Source organism: Gordonia sp. UBA7860, assembly GCF_002500165.1.
GTDB lineage: Bacteria > Actinomycetota > Actinomycetes > Mycobacteriales > Mycobacteriaceae > Gordonia > Gordonia sputi.
This window is the reverse complement of the sequence record NZ_DLSO01000101.1, coordinates 15,725-33,434: the sequence shown is the minus strand read 5'-3', so window position 1 is coordinate 33,434 and position 17,710 is coordinate 15,725. Positions and strand designations below refer to the sequence as shown.

The window sequence follows — 17,710 nt, the reverse complement described above, 5'->3', positions numbered from 1 at the left end:
CCGCCGAGTACTCGATGCTTCCCGCCGCGACCCACGAGCGTTCACGCCGCGAGTCGGTCAAGGGCAAGATCGGGGGACGTACCCACGAGATCAGTCGACTGATCGGACGTTCGCTGCGCGCGTGCATCGACCTGAGCGCGCTCGGCGAGAACACCGTCGCCCTCGACTGCGACGTCCTGCAGGCCGACGGCGGCACGCGCACCGCGTCGATCACCGGCGCCTACGTCGCACTCGCCGACGCGGTGACGTGGCTCAAAGCTGCTGGGCGACTGTCGGATCCGCAGCCGCTCTCGTGCATGATCGCCGCCGTCAGCGTCGGCGTCGTCGATGGACGAGTGCGATTGGATCTCCCGTATGAGGAGGATTCGCGCGCCGAGGTCGACATGAACGTCGTCGCCACCGATGCCGGAACCCTCGTCGAGGTGCAGGGCACGGGCGAGGGCGCGACCTTCCCGCGTGCCACCCTCGACAAGCTGCTCGACATGGCTGAGATCGGGACGGACAAGCTGTTCGTGGCACAGCGCGAGGCGCTCGCGCTCCCGTATCCCGGCACCCTGCCAGAGCCGGCCTGACTCGATGTCGCAGGTACTCCTCGCGAGTCGCAACCGTAAGAAGCTGGCCGAGCTTCAGCGGGTCGTCGACGCCGCAGGCCTCACGGGCCTCGAGGTGATCGGGCTCGACGCCGTGCCCGAGTACCCCGAAGAACCCGAGACGGGCGCGACGTTCGAGGACAACGCGTTGATCAAGGCCAGAGCGGGCGCGCGGGCAACCGGGTTGCCTTGTCTCGCAGATGATTCGGGAATCGAGATCGACGCACTCAACGGGATGCCCGGCGTGCTTTCGGCTCGATGGAGTGGCGTACACGGCGACGACGCGGCCAACAACGCGCTGGTGCTGGCGCAACTCTCGGACACACCCGATGACAGACGCGGCGCGGCATTCGTGTCGGCGTGTGCCTTGGTGTCGCCGTCGGGCGACGAGACCGTCGTGCGCGGCGAGTGGCGCGGCGTGTTCGCGCGAGAACCGCAGGGCTCCAACGGCTTCGGCTACGATCCGCTCTTCATTCCCGACGACGCGGTAGCTGCCGGACGCTCTGCCGCCGAGCTGGCTCCGGCGGAGAAGGACGCACTGAGTCATCGCGGAAAAGCCTTGGCGCAGTTGGTTCCTGCGCTGCGCGCCCTGGCCTGAGGGTCGACGGCGCGCAACGGACCGGGCGTCGCGGCAAGGGGCTACCGTCAGCCTGCGCTGCCGCTGTGGACCGCGAGCATCCGTGAGACCGAATCGGGCCACGTGAACTGCGCAGCTCGCGCGCGAGCGGCCCCTTCACGTTCGGAACGCGGTATCGACAGAACACGCTCGACGGCGTGTGCGAACCCTGTCCCCGAATTGTCGGCGAGTGCGCCGCACGACTCGTCGACCATCCCCGCGACGGCGGACGACCGCGATCCGACGACCGGCGTCCCCGACGCGAGCGATTCCAACGCCGACAGACAGAATGTCTCATGCGGGCCGGGAGCAAACGAGACGTCGGTGCTGGCCAACAGCGCGGCGACCTCGCGCCGGTCACGCAGGTGGCCGAGGAAAGTGACGGGTAGGCCCCTGGCGGCGTGCTGCAGGGCGCCGCGCATGGGCCCGTCTCCCGCGATGACCAGATGCACGGGTAGCCCCGCGCGATGGAGTTTGGCAGCGGCCGCGATGGAGCGGTCCGCACGCTTCTCCATCGACAGTCGGCCGCAGTGGCCCAGCAGCGTCGTCGATCCGTCGGTCCAGCGGGCACTCAGTGTGGGGTCGAGGTGGTGTGGCGCGAACTGCTCCAGGTCGACGCCGAGCGGTGCGCGGACCACGTTGCTGGCTCCGATACGTTCGAACTCAGCGGCGGCGAACCCGGTGGTGCACACCACGGAGTCATACGAGTTGGCGGTCGCGGCGTTTGCCCGATCGGCCAATGCCCGTGCGGTCCGGGCCGGCATCGCCATGGCGAGCAGCCTGTCGAGCCGCTCGTGCGACACCATCGCCGACGGGATGTCGCGGCGTCGAGCCCAGTCACCGAAGCCGCGCAGCGTCAGCCGGTCCGACACTCGAGCGCGTCGGGGCGAATCGAAGCAAGGACGTCGGCGACGCGTCGAGCAGATGCCAGGCGGTAGCCGCCGGAGAACGGGATGCCCGGCGCGCGCACCGAGATTTTCACTACTCCCGACGGCATCAGGTCTTCCCGGGATTCGCTTCCCGGTACGACGAGCGTCACGTCATGTCCGGCGGCGACGTAGCCGGCACCCCAGCGGTCGACGGCCGTGCGCAGTCCTCCGGAGCGCTCACCGTAGAAGTTGGCCAACTGGACGATGCGCACCCCGCCAGTCAGCCGCGCTCGCGTGAACGCAGAGCTGCGCGTGCCTTAGGTCAGGTTGAACTGCGCCTTTACTTCCTTCGACCGGATGTGCTCGACATAGAAGGAGAGAAAGGGGATGGTGCCCGCGATGGCGGTCACGATGATCTTGCCGACCGACCAGCGCACCTTGATGCCGAGGTCGATCGCGCAGACGAGGTAGATGAAGTAGATCCAGCCGTGTACCGGCGGGACGAAGTCCAACACGTGATTGCCGAAGCCATAACGCAGGATCAGCTCGGCGACCAACAGCAGCAGCCAGATACCGGTGATCCACGCGAGCACGCGATAGCGAGTCAGTGCGCTCTTCACCTTCGCGACGGGCGTGGCGGTCTGTGTGGACCGGGCGGTTTCGGTGCTCTGTGGGGTCTCGCTGCTCACCTGTGGTGTTCCTCCGTCTGTGTGGACTCGCGGGTCGTCGCGGGCGTGGTGACCGGGTGCGCCTCGGTGCGCTCTCGGTCTGTGGCGGCGAGCTCGGCGAGGTACCGGTTGTAGTCGGTGAGTGTGGAATCGTCGCGCGCGGGATTCGCGGCGAACGACGACGCGCTCGGGGTGGTTGCCCGCTCGGGAAGTATGCCGTCGGGGATCTCCGTCACGCCCTTCGGCTTGAGCTTCTCGACCTCCTCCGGATCCGCTTCGAGCACGACGAACCGGCGGTATGCCCAAACGAACGCGACGGCGAACGCCGGCCATTGGAGCGCGTAACCCAGGTTCTGACCGGTGCCGCCCGACGACTCGAAACGATCCCACTGCCACCACGCCATGCCGAGGCACACGACAGCGGCGAGCGCCACCAGCACCAACAGTGCCGGGCGGTGCCTGCGAGCACCACGACGCGTAGTAGACATACCCTTGACGGTACCTGGCCTGGGTGTATCGCCGCGCGACCGGTACTGTTGACCGCGCACGCGCGAGTGGCGGAATTGGCAGACGCGCTGGATTTAGGTTCCAGTGTCTACGGACGTGGGGGTTCAAGTCCCCCCTCGCGCACCAGCTGGGTCGTTGAACGCTTGAGCGCTTCAAGCCACGGACGTGCACACCCTCCACGTTCGAGCCTCTGTGTCAGTTCTGCCCAATACCATCGCGGCGGAGATCAGTCATCGAGTAGTAGTTGGACGATCTGGTGACGTGTCCTTGGTCTGGCGTAGACCGTGAGCTCGGCACAACGTGATCCGACTTCACAACGAGTGGGAGGCATTCTGATGGGATTCCAGACGCCGCTGTATGAGCTCAGTGAGTTTCTGAAGTGGGCGGAGTCGGGGAAGATTCAGCTGCCCGATTTTCAACGGGGTTACAAGTGGGAGGACGAACGAATTCGGCAGCTGCTGGTGACCGTGCTTCGTGGTCACCCGTTGGGTGTGGTGATGCTTCTCAATACCGGCAACGACCAGATTCGCTTCAAGCCCCGCCCGATCGAGGGAACCGACGTGCCGATCGGTACGCACGCAGAGTCGTTGTTGTTGGACGGACAGCAGCGGTTGACCTCACTGACGCAAGCGCTGACCGGCGATGGCGTGGTGCACACCATGGACAGCCGGGGCAAACGCATGGATCGCCGCTACTTCATCGACATGCACGTCGCCGTCCTGGGTGAGGATCGTATCGACGAGGCGGTGTTGTCGCTGCCCGGTGACGGAATCGAGCGGACGAATTTTGGCAAAGACATCGTCCGCGACGCGTCGACACCTGAAAAACAGCAGGCGGCCGGGTTGTTTCCGGTGAGTTTGGTTTTCGGGGACGCTATGTCGTGGCTGTTCGAGCTGAAGGATCTCGAGCTTGCGAAGGCGTTCAACAACAACATCATCAAACCAGCCGGCGCGTACAACATCCCGGCGATCGAGCTCGACAAGGACACCAGTAAAGGGGCAGTGGCGACGGTCTTCGAGCGGGTCAACGTCGGCGGGCTCCCGCTCAATGTGTTCGAGTTGTTGACCGCCACCTTTGCGGGCGACCCCGACTACTACCGAACTCACGGCACAGATTTCCGCCTGAACGACGACTGGAAGGAGACGCAGGCGAAGTTCGCCGGGTATCCCGTGCTCGCCGGCTTGGAGAACACCGACTTTCTGCAGGCCGTTACCCTGCTCACAACCCGCAAACGCAATCTCGCTTACACCGGTCCGAGGCCGCCCGCAGTGTCCGCGAAGCGCGAAGACGTCCTGAAACTCTCGCTCGACGACTACCTGGAATGGGTCGGTCCGCTCCGCGAAGCATTCATCTGGGCGTCGGACTTCATGGCGGACCGGCACGTCTTCGACACCAGATTCTTGCCATATCCCAAGCAACTGGTACCGCTCGCTGCTATTCGAGTGGCGATGGGCCACGACGCCGACCTCCTCGGTCCCCGTGAGAAGTTGGTTCGCTGGTTTTGGTGTGGGATTCTCGGAGAGCTCTACGGTGGCGCCAGCGAAACGCGGTTCGTGCGCGACCTCGAACAAGTACCGGATTGGGCGCGGGGCGACTCGACTGCTCCGGTGCCCAATACCGTCAATGACGCCACGTTCGTGGAGTCGCGCCTCCACTCCCTTCGGACTCGAAATGCGGCCGCTTACAAAGGTATCTACGCCCTCCTGCTGGGCAACTCGGCGCGAGACTGGATGGAAGACAAAGCTCTCGACAAGGTGCAGTACGCAAACTTGGCGGTCGACATTCACCACATCTTCCCGAAGAAGTGGTGTGAAAATCACAAGATCGACGACGAACGTCGCGAGAGCATCGTGAACAAGACTGCGATCTCCGCCGTAACCAATCGCACAATTGGTGGCGCCGCACCCTCGGTCTATCTCGCGCAGATTGAGAAGAAGGCGCAGATCGACCCGTCGAAGCTGAATGCACTGGTGGAGGCCCACCTGGTTCCAGCTGGATCGTTGCGCGCCGACGACTTCACTTCCTACTTCACAGAGCGTCGGCGCCGATTGTGTGACCTTGTGGAGAATGCGATGGGCAAGGCCGTGCCGCGCGATGTAGATCACGGAGCGTCGGAGGATTCAACGCAGTTCGAGATTTCCGAAATCGAAGAGTTGCCGGATGAATCGGAGTAGCTTGCTGTTCTCGCGCGGTCGGGTCAGATCAAGATGCAAGATTTGGCTATCGGGAACCAAGGACCGGTCGTCGAGCAACGAGGAACTTGATGACATGTCGCCACCACCTGAGTGGATAGCGGCCCACGCCGCGCTGTCCTCGGACATCAAAAAAGCGGGGAAGCGTAGTCGTTTGCCTTTTCGGACTATGAATGACCTTACTAGAACGAGCGAACGGTATCCGGCGCTGATTCCCATGTTGATTGATTGGGTGCGGAATGTCGAAGAGTACTCAGGATTGACCGATCATCGTGATCTTGCGAATTTTCGATCTGGGTTATATCGCGCACTCACGACGATCGATGCGATGGGTACGGAAGCTGTTCCATTGCTGATGGAGCAGTACTACTTGAATCCTCCACTGCCAGAGGTGAATTCGTACGCGATCGGGAACGCGCTTCGTTACCTTGCTGTGCCGAGTGACTACGAGCAGATGGCGAGGCTCGGTGCTGATCGGTCTCTGGGGTCGGGTCGGGTCGCGATCCTCGAGTGGCTCGTCAAGCAGGGGCTGCCCGAAGGTTTGCAGATCGTCGTTGACCAGATCGACGATCCCAGCGTGCGTGCCCTGGGGATCAAGTACATCCGCCAGTACAGGCCGCTTCCGTCGGGACTGCGGCCGATCATCGAGCAGTATGTTGACGACCCTGACAGCGAAGTGCGTAAACAGGCCCGCGCAACGTTGAAGAAGCTGTCCACGGCTAACTGATCAAGACCTCAGGAGTCGCACCGCCGCTGGTCAACCGCAAGAACTCCAACTGGGCCAGCTCGACGTCGTCGAGTGTCCGCAGTCGGATCTCCGACGTGGCGGTCGGCGTCGGCAGCGCGAAGACGCGGGTCTGCCGGTCCCAGCGGAAAGACACTCTCCGTTCGTCGACTCGGATCCACGCGTCGGCGTCGTCGAGAATCTCGATCAGCCACCCCAGTTCGCCCGCCGAGTGTGGGGTGACGGTGTAGTGGTCGACGAGGGTCGGGGCGTCGAACTCCCAGCCGACTGCGTGATCGGCTCGCAGCAGGAGCGGCGGCGTCGACGAATCGTCGTCGAAGACGGCCGTTGCGTCTGCTGGGCCGCGTGCACACGTCGGAGCGGTCCGCGGACTCGTCAGGTCGCGAGGTGGCTGGGGAACCGTGTCCTGTGGAGTTGCCGATGCCGGAACCGTGCCCGCGGCCCACGTCGTGGGCGCCGGGCCGAGTGCGATGGTGATGTCTGCGCCCCGCATCAGTAGTTCCCGAGACACGGTGATGTGGTTCCACGCCTGCCCGTCGATGGTCACGGATTCGATGTAGCGATTGGTCGTCGACGCCGCAGGAGCGTCGACGGTGAGTGTGGCGCCGTTGTCCAACGTCCACCTGATCCACGGGAACGTCGGAGCGGTGATCACGTACTCGCCCGAGCCGATCGACAGCGGATAGAGCCCCGTCACCGCCCAGAGGTACCACGCCGACATCTCGCCGTTGTCCTCGTCGCCCGGGTACCCCTGCCCGATCTCCGATCCGAGAAACAGTCGTTGCGTGGCATCGCGAACCAGTGACTGGGTCTTCGCGTGGGCGAAGCTGCCCGGCGTAGAGGCATGGGCGTACATGAACGGAATGTGGTGTGCGGGTTGGTTGGAGAGGGCGAGCATGCCCATGCGGGTGTCGCGGGCCTCTCGCATCTCGTGGATCACAACGGGATACGACCCGCGCATGTCGGCGCTGCCGGTTTCGGGAGTCGCGCAGAACTCGTCGAGCTTCTTCTCGAGCGCCGCTCGTCCTCCGTGTAGCGTCGCAAGTCCCGCCCCGTCGTGCGGTGCGGTGAATGCGGTTCCCCAGGCGTTGGTTTCGGTGTAGTCGACGCCCCACCTGCGTGGGTCGAAGTCGCGGACCGGGCGGAAATCCCCATTGCGTTCTCGCCCGCGGAAGAAGCCGGTCTCGGCGTCGAAGACGGTGGCGTACGACGCCGCTCGCGCGTCGAACCACAGCGCGTTGGCGCGGAACTCCTCACTCCGAGGGTGCGCGGGGAATCGTTGTGCGAGTAGACGTGAGAAGGTGGCGATCGCTGCGTCGTTGATCGCCGCGTCGACGGTCCAGCTCATTCCCTCGGCTGTGTCGGTGTCGGTGAACCCCCGGAACAGCGAGCGTGACATTCCCTTTCGGCCAACACGGGGATTCGACGACGGGGTGGTCGCATTGCGGAGGCAGGCGTCGTAGGCATTCTCGAGGTCGAGTCCCGGTAGGTCGGCGAGCGCGGCGTCGGCGAATACGGCGTCGCTGCTCGTGCCGGTCATGATGTCGGCAGGCCCGGGAGCCGACCATCTGCTCGTCCAACCACTTCGTCGAAAGTGTTCGACGAAGCCGTCGACCAATTCTCCTGTCTCCGTTGGCCACACGAGGGTACGTAGTGGCCAGCTCGCACGATAGGAGTCCCAGAAGCCGTCGGTCACGGTGAGCTTGCCGTCGACGACGGGACGCGCTGTCAGTGTCGGTCCGTCGTCGACAGGCGGAACGAAGGGGTCTGCGTACGCCCACCGTGGGTTGTCCGGAGTTCCGACGTTCTCATGGGCGATGGTGGGGTAGAGGTGAACTCGATGAAGACTGGAGTATGCGGTGACGAGTTGGTCATCGCTTGCGCCACGAATATCGAGGCGACCGAGGACAGCGTCCCAGGCGGCGCGGCTCCGTGACCAGATCGCATCGAAACCGCCTCCGGCAAGCCAGATGTCATAGTCGAGGTTGCGGGCTGCCTGATCGACACCGATGAATGACGTCCCGACGGCGAGCACAGCGCTTCGACGCTGCGCCACGTCGAGGGTGACCGAGCCGAGTACCGCACTGCGTTCGTGACGACCGGGTGCATGGCTTGTTGCCGTGACGGGAACATCGACGCGGGCAGCGAAGTACATGCGTGGCACATCGACCAAACCGCCTGGGCCGTCGACGAATCCGGTGATCACACCCCGTGAGGCGTCGGACAACACCAGCGATCCGCGCCCGTCGAGCTGATCGAAGATCAGTGACCCGACATCGGAGGGAAAGCCAACCCGCAGCCACACCGACCACGTGCCCGCGGTGAGTTCGGCGTCGACACCGCCGGCCGCGGAGCCGCCGCCGAGTGGCACGGCGTAGCGGTCCGGACGATCGGATTCGTCGTGGTGCGAGAACTCGAGTGCGCGATCGCTGCGATCCAGCGCCGGGTGGGCAAGTGTACTGGGAAAAAATTGGAGCACACCACGATCACCCATCCACGGACTCGGGATGTGTGAGGTCGCGAAAGCGTTGAGGTGCGAACGGTTCTCGGCGTCGTTGGCTTCGTGGTATGAGTACGGCCATCTTCGATTGCCCGCGTCGGTCATCGGCAGACCGAACACCGACCCGTGCGGGGGAGCGACAAGCGGCGCGCAGTTACCGCGCGAGAAGCGGTCACTGGAGTGCGTTCCGCGTGTGATGCGAACGCGATGAATGCGCTCCGGGGGCGGCACGCTGCGCGGACGCAGACACACGTCGTCGACGAATCCCCTGAGCCGACGTTGCTTGTGACTCTTGATGATTCGTGGTGGCGGCGCACACCGAAGCGCCACCCCGACGATCCTCAGACCCGCGCATCCGGTGAGTCGCACTCTCTCCAGAGTCCACTGATCCACCGCAATAGTCCGAGACAGGTACTGACTACGCGGATCGAGTTCGACGCCGTGCTGGTCGAGCACCGCCCTCTCGGAAAGTGTGTGGCCGTCGTCGAATTGGAGATCGAGAGCTACGGCCGTCGCGGCGTACGAGTTCCGCACGTCGTGTTCGTCGGGGTCGAAGACGGCATGGATGGCGTAGGTCAGCTCGTCGTCTTCTCCGACGACACGCCCGACGAGATCGCAGCCGTCGAGTCCGGCAACCACTTCGGAATCGGGGCGCACAGTGAGGTCGTAGACCCATGGTCGTGGCGACGTCAGACCGACCAGCGGCCGTGCGCTGACAGGATGCGATGGACCAGGGCCTCGCCGTAGCGAGGTGGTCGGGTTCTGCTTGCGCGCACCGAACCGCACACGCGCCACCCTACGTCGTGCGCGAGGGATTGCCGCTGACGTTGGTCAGGAAATCCATGACCAACATCAGCGACAATACGAGGCCAGGATCAGCCGGCAGCCGGAATCGTGAAGGGCAGGCCGGGCACCGGGGTGATGGCTGGCTTCTTCGACGTGGTCGTCGGTGCCGCGGTGCGACGTTGATCGTCCCCGGCGGGTACCCGCGCCGACGTGCTCGGTGCGGCAGGTGCGAGCGCCTTCTCGTCGGCGGCCTTCTCGGTGCGCGCGCCGTCCTTGGCGTCGCGCAGCTTCTTGTGCTGCTCGGCTCCGAGGCCTGTTCCGGTGGTGTCGTCCTCGCGCAGGCACATCGAGCGGATCACGTTGTGGTAGTTGACGAGTCCGTACGTGATGGCTGCCGAGCCAGCCGCGTTGAGCAGGCGCACGGGGGTGAGCGGAAGACCTTTTGGCAGCACCTCGCCCTCAACAAGACCTCCAGCGGTGCTGAACAGATACAGCGAGAGGTACAGCGAGTAGTACGCGGCGGTCATTCCCTTGGTGACGGTGAGGTCGGAGAGCGGTACCGTCGCCGCGAGGTTGTCGCCCTGGCCGATGTTGTGTCCGAGGCCCAACGCGATGTCGAGGGGTGCGCCGCCGACGTAGGGAATGATCGTGCCGATGTAGGAGGCGATCGATTCCGCCGTGTTGAAGTCCGCGGGATCGGCAGGAATCAGGTTGTGCGGGATCGGGGTCGAGCGCATCGTCGAGAGAATGCGCTTGGTCTCGTTGCGGATGTTGCGCTTCTGCGCCTCGGTGGTGACCATCGTCTGCGCGTAGTCGGAGGTGCGGGTCACGATGCGCGACAGCGGAAGTGAACCGACGGGCGCACAGGTCTTGTTGTCGGCGAGTGCGAGTTGATCGGCGATGTCCTGCACGATCGCCGGGATCGGAATGTTGTAGCGAACGGTCTCACTCGGACGGCCGGCGTCGTCTTTCTGTTCTTTCGTGACTCGCGCGACGCACTGGTTGATCATCGAGCTGGCGATCGCCTGGTAGGTGTACTGGGCGCCGAGCGCGCTGGCGGAGACGCCGATCTGCAGGATGCTCTTCCAGGTGATGAAGTTCGAGAGCGCCGACAGTTGAGTCTCGTCGAAGGGACTGCCCGAGATGGGCGCGATCTGCGACAGCACCTTGGCCGGCGCCACGACGGTCGTGAACAAGTACAGCCACGCGGTTTCCACGGCCTGCATCAGCGTGATGCGGCTGACCGGGATGGCCTCGTTCTGCTTCCCGTCGCGAACCTTCAAGAGCTGCACCACGATCCACTGAGAGATCGGGCTCCGGTATTTGGTAGCCGGGTCGTCGGAGTCGGCGCCGAGGGCCAGCGGGCTGTCGGAGATGGCCAGCGTCGAGACGTTCATGTGGTCCATGTCGCGATGCGCCTGGGCGCGTGCGGCGTAGGCGTTCTGCTGCAGCTGGGGCGGAAGCGACGGGAGGATCGACTCGAACAGCGAGTCGTAGACCACCGAGAGCGAAGTGAATTCTGCACTGACACAACTGGTTTCCTTGCCCAAGTTCTCCTTGGGTGTTGCCAGCAGTGAGCGCTTCGACTTACCGATCCGGTCGAGTCGCTCGTCGTATGTCTCGGCGGGACGCGTTGTCGGCTTTACCTTGATCTGTGCCGCTTGCGTCGCGATTTGCTGCTGATGAGCGGCCTGCGTTGCCACCACCGCTGCTGTGCCGTTACCGGTAGCGCCGGCGGCAAAGACCGAACACAGCGTCGTTGCCGCGGTGACGCGGACCAGCCACTTCGTCCCGGTTCTCGATCGTCCTGCTGCCACCGGGTGGTCCCGACCCACGCCACGCACCATGAAGCACTCTCTTCTCATGTGTCACCGAAATGGTGTCTGCCGACTGCTCAACTCATCCCGCCGATAGCACCAGCACATCGGCTCAGTTGGTGAGGTTAGCATAACCTTAATGAAACTCTAAGGTCACTATCAGGTCTCGACTGACACTCGGAAGGTTAGGGCACTTTACGGAACCCGTACAGACTTCTCGGCGAATTGATCCGAGTGTCGTCCGCCACCGCCCCAGCCGTGTGGTCTGCTGGACGTCGCCACATGAAGTATCGAAAGGTCGGTGACGCATGTCTGACCCCGCGTTCGGGCGTCTTCCTCTCGACGACCTGTCGGTCGTCGATTCACTCGGAGCGGATCTGCGTGCGGCGCAGTACAACTCCGATGGAGTCGCCGCACTTCTCGGTGACGATGCCAACGCCGCACTCGGCAAGGGAGTGTGGTGGCCTGCGCTGCGTGCCACCGTGATGGCGCCTGCCGAACGCCGACCTCTCGCGACGCTGATACGCCTCTTCCTCCTCGGCTCTGACGAGCCGCGTGAGGCCGCCGAGCAGGTGTTTGCGTCGACGCCGCTGGATGCGCTCGCGGCGAACGGGGTCGTCGAGTTCGTCGACGACGGGCGCGTGCGCGCGATCCTCGACATCCGACCACACGCCGACGACGTCCGCGACTACCTCGTCGTCTCCGATCAGGACGCCGCGATGCGTTCGGGTCCTGTCGGGCACGATCACGTCCTCGGTATCGGGGGAGCGTCGATCTCGTTGGCGCGGGCGATCATTCGTGACCCGGTCGAGTCGGCATTGGACCTCGGTACCGGGTGCGGAATCCAGGCGCTACACCTTGGAACCCACGCCGATCGGATCGTCGCGACGGATACCAACCCCCGCGCGCTTGCCCTGGCGGCCGCGACCGCACGCCTCAACGGGATGTCCTGGGATCTGCGCGAGGGCAGTCTGTTCGAGCCCGTCGGCGACGAGCGCTTCGACCTGATCGTCTCCAACCCGCCGTTCGTCGTCGGGTCAGGGTCGCAGGACTACGAGTATCGCGACTCAGGGATGGAGGGCGACGCCCTGTGTGCGCGCCTGATCCGCGAGTTGCCCGCGCGCCTGAACCCCGGAGGCACGGCGCAGTTGCTTGCCAACTGGATCGTCTACGAGGACGCGGACTGGCGCGATCGAGTGGGTTCGTGGATCGCGGAGACGGGGCTCGACGGGTGGGTTGTGCAGCGCGAGCTGGCCGATCCCGTCGACTACATCTCGCTGTGGTTGTCCGACGCGGGCGAAGAACCGGATCAGATCGCCGCGCGAGGATCGGCGTGGCTCGACTGGTTCCAGCGAGAGCGTATCGCGGGAATCGGCATGGGAGTCATCACGCTTCGGGATCGTCGGGGTGGACCCGACGGCCCGCCCGACGTCGTGATCGAAGAGATCACCGGCGCGGGTGAGGAGGTGACCGGTCCCGAGGCCAAGGCATTTCTGGACCGTCGCGACTATCTCCGGACCACCTCCGACAATGCTCTGCTCGCCGCTCGACTGAAGACCTCCCCGGTATTCCTCGACGCGCAGTCGCTTCCGGGCGACGACGGCTGGCAGGAGATCGGAGCATCCGTGCGGCGCCCGGGTGGGCCGGGCGCCGTCCTCGGCGTCGACGAGGTCTCACGGGCGTTGCTGGCGGGTTGCCGGGGTCAGGTGCCGCTGGGAGCACTCATCGAACTCCTCGCCGACTTCCACGACGTCGACGCCGACGCGCTCGCTGCGGCAGCGCTACCCGTCGTCCGTGAGGCCATCGGGCGGGGCATCCTCTACGAGGTTCGCTGAGCAAGCGTCCGACCACTTCCGCCTCAACCGGAACGCGAACCACAACCGATCAGCCCGACCGGATTGTCCGACCCCGATCCGATGGGACCGGGCCCGACACCTGACGTTCACCGCGACGTCGCCTCGTCGTTGACATGAGCTGGTCATCTGAGAGGGTTCGCGACCGGCCCCGACGTCCATGGGGCGCAACTCATTCGGGGAGGCAACACCATATGCGTCGGTTCGGAAGCCGCAGATTACTCACGGCCGCAGTCGTTCCCGCGATCGCTGCCGTCGGGTTGCTCGTACCCACGACCGCGACTGCGGCTCCCGCGGCCTGTGCGTTCACTCCGACCACGGTCTCGGCGTCGAGCGGCTTCACCGCGGGCGAGAAGTCGGCGCCGTTCGCGACGGCGAAGCCCGCGAATCACATCGCGACGCTCGACGCGTTCTCGTCGCTGTCCCCGCTGATCAAACAGCAGAACCTTCTCGAGACCATCGCGGTGAACAATGCTGCGAGCCCGAAGGTGTCGGCGTATGCGGTCGACGACAACTACGCGATCGAGGGACCCGCGATCTTCAACGCCCTCGGCTCGAAGCTCTCGCCCGCATTCTTCGACGCCCTCAAGGCCGGGCAGCTCCCGAAGACGAGTGAGCTGCTGCTCGGCGACAAGGCATTGGTCGGCGATCGCGTCGGTACGTCGAAGGAGAAGAAGTACTTCGACTACCGGCGGCCGTTCGAGGTGGCGCCCACTCTCATCCGCCACTACGGCGACGGCCGTCCCGATCTCTATGAATCGGTACGCGGCAGCGGGTCGTACCCGTCGGGACATACCACCTGGGGCTACACGCAGGCCTTCCTGATCGCGACGATGTTGCCCGAGGTCGGGCCGCAGGTTCTCGCCCGCGGCGCTGAGTACGGTTATCACCGCGTCGTGCTCGGCGTGCACTACCCGCTCGACGTCATCGGTGGGCGCATGCTTGCAGAGAACATCACTTCCGAGGTCATCGCCGACCCGAGTTTCGCAACGCTGCTGGCGCAGGCACGGACCGAACTGCGGTCGGTACTCGCTGCGCGGGTCGGTGCGCCGATCGGCCGCATCGTCGGCTGCCAGCAGCCCTACATAGGGACCGACGCCGCGTTGAGCAGCTACCGCCGGCGCTCGACCTTCTCGTTCCTGCCGACCGGACCCGCTGCGCCACTTCAGGTTCCGGCCGGTGCCGAGAACCTGATCCGGGCCGCTCATCCGGGGTGGTCGACGCAGCAGCTGCGAGACTTGTTGGCGCGTACGGCGTTGCCCGGCGGGTATCCGCTCGACAAGACCGGAGCGAACGGCGGCTGGCAGCGACTCGACATCGCGCGTGCGTGGGTGGCCCGCTGAGGCAGCCCGCACGGCTCGAATAGCTCGGATCGCGGCGCAGAAAACCACACCCCTCGGAGCCTCCGCATGTACCGGTACATGCGGAGGTCCCGAGGGGTGTAACTTTCTGCGCAGCGCGGCCAGGACCCGGACCAGTCAACGGCTACGGGAACTCAACCGGGTACGGCTTCGCCGACAGGTTCGCGTTCCGAGGTGGGAGATGCTGAGCTGTCGGTCCGCGGAGCGGTGGGGCTGTGAGCCGCGCGGTAGGCGATCGCGGGAAGTCGATGGAGCTTGTCGATCTCGGCGGCGCGTCGAAGTTCCGCCCACGCCCAGCACGCACCGAAGACGAGCAGAGTGACGGCTACCGACGTGGTCTCGTCCCAGGGGCGGTGGGCGATGTGGATCGGAACAATGATCAGGGCGATCGCCTGAATGACATATGAGTCGAGGCTGCGCGCTCCGGTCATCACGAGAGGCCGCAACCAGTCGTGATGCCACACCCGCAGCAGCGCGCGGAACACCCCGTACACGGCGGGTACGACGACCCAGGCGCCCAGGGCGCGTGCCGGCGCGAAGCTGACCTTGTCGGCGAAGTGGGATTCGAGTTCGGCCCACGGGCCGGTGTCGATCACGTAGTGGAAGACCAACCAGACGCAGACCGCCCCGACAAGGATCGCTGGCAGATATCTGTCGATGAAGCGGGCGCCCTGCCATCGTCGCCAGTTCCAGCCGATCACCAGTGCGGGCACGAACATGATCTGCCACGCCGCCCAGTTCTCCGTCCGCGGAGACGCCATCGACTGGGTCAGGAAAAACCAGTCCGGGGAGTGAATCTGCGAGATCACGTACAGCGCGATCGATGCGCACAGCACCGCGACCCACCATCCACGCATCAGCAGGGGGAACACGACATACGCCGACGCCATCAACACCAGGTACAGCAACAAGATGTTGCCCCCACTGGGCAGGTAGTCCATTCTCAGCGCGAGTCGGATTCCTTCACCCCACCCGTCGATCGGAAGTAGGAGCGTCAGCCACCGATGCCCGGCCATCGCCGCGGCGACGGCCACGAGCGCGATCGTCAACTGGCAGACATACAGCACGACGATCCGTTTGGTGAGACGTCGGTAGGCGAACCACACTCCGTGGCGTTCGATCCACCGCTGATACACCAGGCCCAGAACGAATCCCGACAGCAGGACGAACGCAGACATCCCGTCGACGTAGGGGAACGAGTGCGTTGGCTCGGCGATGCGCATCCCCAGCGCGAAGTGCGCCGTGATCATCGACCAGATGGCGACGCCGCGGGTGGCGTCGATGGCGAGATCACGGGTCATGGTCATTCGAGCGTAGAAGACCACACCCCGCGCAGCCGTGCAGGGCCACGCGGGGTGCGGTGTGAGTATCTACGAAGCGATCACGTGTAGAGGTCGGCGATCGCCTTCTGATGGGCCGAGTGGATGATGTTGCGCTTGAGCTTCATCGTCGGCGTGAGCTCGCCCGAATCGATCGTGAAATCGGTGTCGAGGATGTTGAACTTCTTGATCGCCTCGGCCTTGGAGACCTTCGCATTGGCGGCGTCGACAGCCTCGGTGATCTCCGCGCGCAGCTTGTCGTTGGAGGCCAGCTCGGTCAACGGGGTGTCGGCAGGCAGCCCGTTGCGCTCGAGCCAACCGGGAACCGCCTCGGTGTCGATGGTGATCAATGCGGCGATGAACGGTTTGTTGTCGCCGACGACGAGGCACTGGCTGATCATCGGATGCGCGCGGATCGAGTCCTCGAGCTGGGCGGGGGAGACGTTCTTGCCGCCGGCGGTGACGATCAATTCCTTCTTACGGCCGGTGATGTAGAGATAGCCGTCGTCGAGACGTCCGACGTCGCCGGTGTGGAACCATCCGTCGCGAATCGCGTCGGCGGTGGCGTCGGGGTTGTGCCAGTACTCGGTGAAGACCACAGGTCCCTTGACCAGAACCTCGCCGTCTTCGTCGGCAATCGCGATGGTCACGCCGGGGATCGGCCGCCCGACAGAACCCACACGCTGGTGCTCTTCGCTGTTGGCGGTGATTGCAGCCGTGGTTTCCGACAGTCCGTAGCCCTCGTAGACCGGCACACCCGCGCCACGGAAGAAGTGCCCGAGGCGCGCTCCGAGCGGGGCTCCGCCCGAGATCGCACCGTCGCAGTTGCCGCCGAGCGCGGCACGCAGCTTGTTGTAGACCAGGGCGTCGAACACCTTGTGCTTGAGCTTGAGCACGATGCCCGGTCCGCCCTTTTCCAACGCCTCGCTGTACTCGATGGCGGTGTCGGCGGCCTTGTCGAAGATCGATCCCTTGCCGCCGTCGTATGCCTTCTGCTTGGCGGAGTTGTAGACCTTCTCGAACACGCGCGGCACCGACAGCACGTAGTTCGGCTTGAACGTGGCGAGATGCTCGACGAGGTGCGGGATATCGCTGGTGTGACCCACGATCACGCCGCTCTCGAGGCTCGCGACGGCGATAACACGGGCGAAGACGTGCGCCAACGGTAGGAAGAGGAGCGTCGAGTTGCCCTCTTCGAGGCCCGAGCCGACGGCCTCGCGGGTCGCCGCGCATTCAGCGAGGAAGTTCGCGTGGGTGAGCACCACACCCTTGGGGCGGCCGGTGGTGCCCGAGGTGTAGATCAGCGTCGCAGCGTCGGACGACACCGTATTGGCGTGTCGCGAATCGAGTTCGGAGTCGGGAACATCCGCGCCGCGTTGTGTCAGCTCGTTCACCGCGCCGTCGTCGATGACGAAGGTCTCACGAAGCGCCGGCAATGCGGCGGTCACCTCGCGGAACTTGTCGCGATGGTTGTCGTCCTCGACGATCAGCGCGACGGTTCCGGAGTCGTCGAGAAGGTACTGAACCTGATCAGGTGCAGAGGTCTCGTACACCGCGACGGTTGTCGCGCCCGCACGCCAGATGGCGTAGTCGAGGAGTGACCACTCATACCGCGTGGCCGAACAGATCGCGACGCGGTCGCCCGGCTCGATGCCCGACGCGATGAGGCCTTTGGCCACGCCGTCGACCTCGTCGGCGAAGTGTTTGGCGGTCACTGTGATCCACTGACCGGACGACAATCGCTTGAACAATGGCAGTGTCGGGCGTTCGTCGCGATAACGAAGCAGAGTGTCGACCAGCGTGGCCTTGTCTTCGACGGTCAGATCCGACGGAGTGGCGTACTGCTGCATGTAGGTGGCCCCCTGGGACGTGGTATCCGGCATTTCG

General features: G+C 64.8%; 12 protein-coding genes, 1 tRNA gene and 1 pseudogene. 7 read left to right on the top strand and 7 right to left on the bottom strand.

Annotated features, from left to right (window positions below; all coding sequences use genetic code 11):
• Both rph and rdgB read left to right on the top strand, forming a co-directional pair.
• On the top strand, positions 1-572 hold a 572-nt coding region (rph, locus tag B3T59_RS12910; protein WP_287003666.1), incomplete at its 5' end, for a ribonuclease PH.
• Positions 573-576: 4 nt separating this feature from the next.
• Positions 577-1,188, top strand: coding sequence for an RdgB/HAM1 family non-canonical purine NTP pyrophosphatase (rdgB, locus tag B3T59_RS12905; protein ID WP_005207818.1), 612 nt, complete (start codon positions 577-579; stop codon positions 1,186-1,188).
• A 47-nt stretch (positions 1,189-1,235) separates the two neighbouring features.
• Here the strand turns inward: rdgB and B3T59_RS12900 are convergent.
• The 3 genes and pseudogenes from B3T59_RS12900 to B3T59_RS12890 all read right to left on the bottom strand — a co-directional run bounded on the left by B3T59_RS12900 (position 1,236) and on the right by B3T59_RS12890 (position 3,231).
• A pseudogene (locus B3T59_RS12900) lies at positions 1,236-2,347 on the bottom strand (glycosyltransferase).
• A 45-nt stretch (positions 2,348-2,392) separates the two neighbouring features.
• A complete protein-coding gene (locus B3T59_RS12895; protein ID WP_005207816.1) occupies positions 2,393-2,764 on the bottom strand; it encodes a DUF3817 domain-containing protein in 372 nt (123 codons plus the stop codon).
• Positions 2,761-3,231, bottom strand: coding sequence for a glucitol operon activator (locus B3T59_RS12890; protein WP_039856559.1), 471 nt, complete (start codon positions 3,229-3,231; stop codon positions 2,761-2,763). Before B3T59_RS12890 ends, B3T59_RS12895 begins: the two co-directional genes overlap by 4 nt.
• 60 nt (positions 3,232-3,291) lie before the next feature.
• On the opposite strand from B3T59_RS12890, the gene B3T59_RS12885 reads away from it, so the two are divergent.
• The 3 genes from B3T59_RS12885 to B3T59_RS12875 all read left to right on the top strand — a co-directional run bounded on the left by B3T59_RS12885 (position 3,292) and on the right by B3T59_RS12875 (position 6,169).
• Positions 3,292-3,376: transfer RNA gene (locus B3T59_RS12885), tRNA-Leu, on the top strand.
• A gap of 209 nt (positions 3,377-3,585) precedes the next feature.
• Entirely contained in the window at positions 3,586-5,424 is a 1,839-nt protein-coding gene (locus B3T59_RS12880) for a GmrSD restriction endonuclease domain-containing protein (protein WP_005207814.1), read from the top strand.
• Between the two features lie 94 nt (positions 5,425-5,518).
• A complete protein-coding gene (locus tag B3T59_RS12875; protein WP_039856539.1) occupies positions 5,519-6,169 on the top strand; it encodes a hypothetical protein in 651 nt (216 codons plus the stop codon).
• Here the strand turns inward: B3T59_RS12875 and B3T59_RS12870 are convergent.
• Together B3T59_RS12870 and B3T59_RS12865 are read right to left on the bottom strand one after the other, a co-directional pair.
• The gene (locus B3T59_RS12870) at positions 6,162-9,473 is read right to left on the bottom strand and encodes a GH92 family glycosyl hydrolase (RefSeq protein WP_141630924.1); all 3,312 of its coding nucleotides are present in this window, start codon (positions 9,471-9,473) and stop codon (positions 6,162-6,164) included. The genes B3T59_RS12875 and B3T59_RS12870 overlap by 8 nt on opposite strands.
• Positions 9,474-9,562: 89 nt before the next feature.
• Positions 9,563-11,290, bottom strand: a complete 1,728-nt coding sequence (locus B3T59_RS12865; protein WP_245548738.1) for a hypothetical protein — start codon at positions 11,288-11,290, stop codon at positions 9,563-9,565.
• A 308-nt stretch (positions 11,291-11,598) separates the two neighbouring features.
• Here B3T59_RS12865 and B3T59_RS12860 point away from each other — a divergent pair, with 308 nt between their 5' ends.
• Both B3T59_RS12860 and B3T59_RS12855 read left to right on the top strand, forming a co-directional pair.
• A complete protein-coding gene (locus tag B3T59_RS12860) occupies positions 11,599-13,125 on the top strand; it encodes a DUF7059 domain-containing protein (RefSeq protein ID WP_005207810.1) in 1,527 nt (508 codons plus the stop codon).
• 212 nt (positions 13,126-13,337) lie between these two features.
• Positions 13,338-14,486 carry an acid phosphatase gene (locus tag B3T59_RS12855; RefSeq protein WP_287003665.1) on the top strand — a complete coding sequence of 383 codons (1,149 nt, stop codon included), beginning with the start codon at positions 13,338-13,340 and terminating at the stop codon, positions 14,484-14,486.
• Between the two features lie 152 nt (positions 14,487-14,638).
• Here B3T59_RS12855 and opgC read toward each other — a convergent pair whose 3' ends face one another.
• Together opgC and B3T59_RS12845 are read right to left on the bottom strand one after the other, a co-directional pair.
• Positions 14,639-15,811 (bottom strand): OpgC domain-containing protein, encoded by a 1,173-nt coding sequence (opgC, locus tag B3T59_RS12850; protein WP_064866683.1) that lies wholly within the window; start codon positions 15,809-15,811, stop codon positions 14,639-14,641.
• 74 nt (positions 15,812-15,885) lie between these two features.
• Complete coding sequence (locus tag B3T59_RS12845) at positions 15,886-17,673, bottom strand: AMP-dependent synthetase/ligase (RefSeq protein WP_287003667.1); 1,788 nt, start codon at positions 17,671-17,673, stop codon at positions 15,886-15,888.
• Between the last annotated feature and the right edge of the window lie 37 nt (positions 17,674-17,710).

Bases quoted from the DNA above. Each gene is read 5' to 3' on its own strand.
- B3T59_RS12845 (WP_287003667.1), bottom strand. From the start codon at position 17,673: ATGCAGCAGTACGCCACTCCGTCGGATCTGACCGTCGAAGACAAGGCC.
- opgC (WP_064866683.1), bottom strand. From the start codon at position 15,811: ATGACCATGACCCGTGATCTCGCCATCGACGCCACCCGCGGCGTCGCC.
- rdgB (WP_005207818.1), top strand. From the start codon at position 577: ATGTCGCAGGTACTCCTCGCGAGTCGCAACCGTAAGAAGCTGGCCGAG.
- B3T59_RS12890 (WP_039856559.1), bottom strand. From the start codon at position 3,231: ATGTCTACTACGCGTCGTGGTGCTCGCAGGCACCGCCCGGCACTGTTG.
- B3T59_RS12875 (WP_039856539.1), top strand. From the start codon at position 5,519: ATGTCGCCACCACCTGAGTGGATAGCGGCCCACGCCGCGCTGTCCTCG.
- B3T59_RS12860 (WP_005207810.1), top strand. From the start codon at position 11,599: ATGTCTGACCCCGCGTTCGGGCGTCTTCCTCTCGACGACCTGTCGGTC.
- B3T59_RS12855 (WP_287003665.1), top strand. From the start codon at position 13,338: ATGCGTCGGTTCGGAAGCCGCAGATTACTCACGGCCGCAGTCGTTCCC.
- B3T59_RS12880 (WP_005207814.1), top strand. From the start codon at position 3,586: ATGGGATTCCAGACGCCGCTGTATGAGCTCAGTGAGTTTCTGAAGTGG.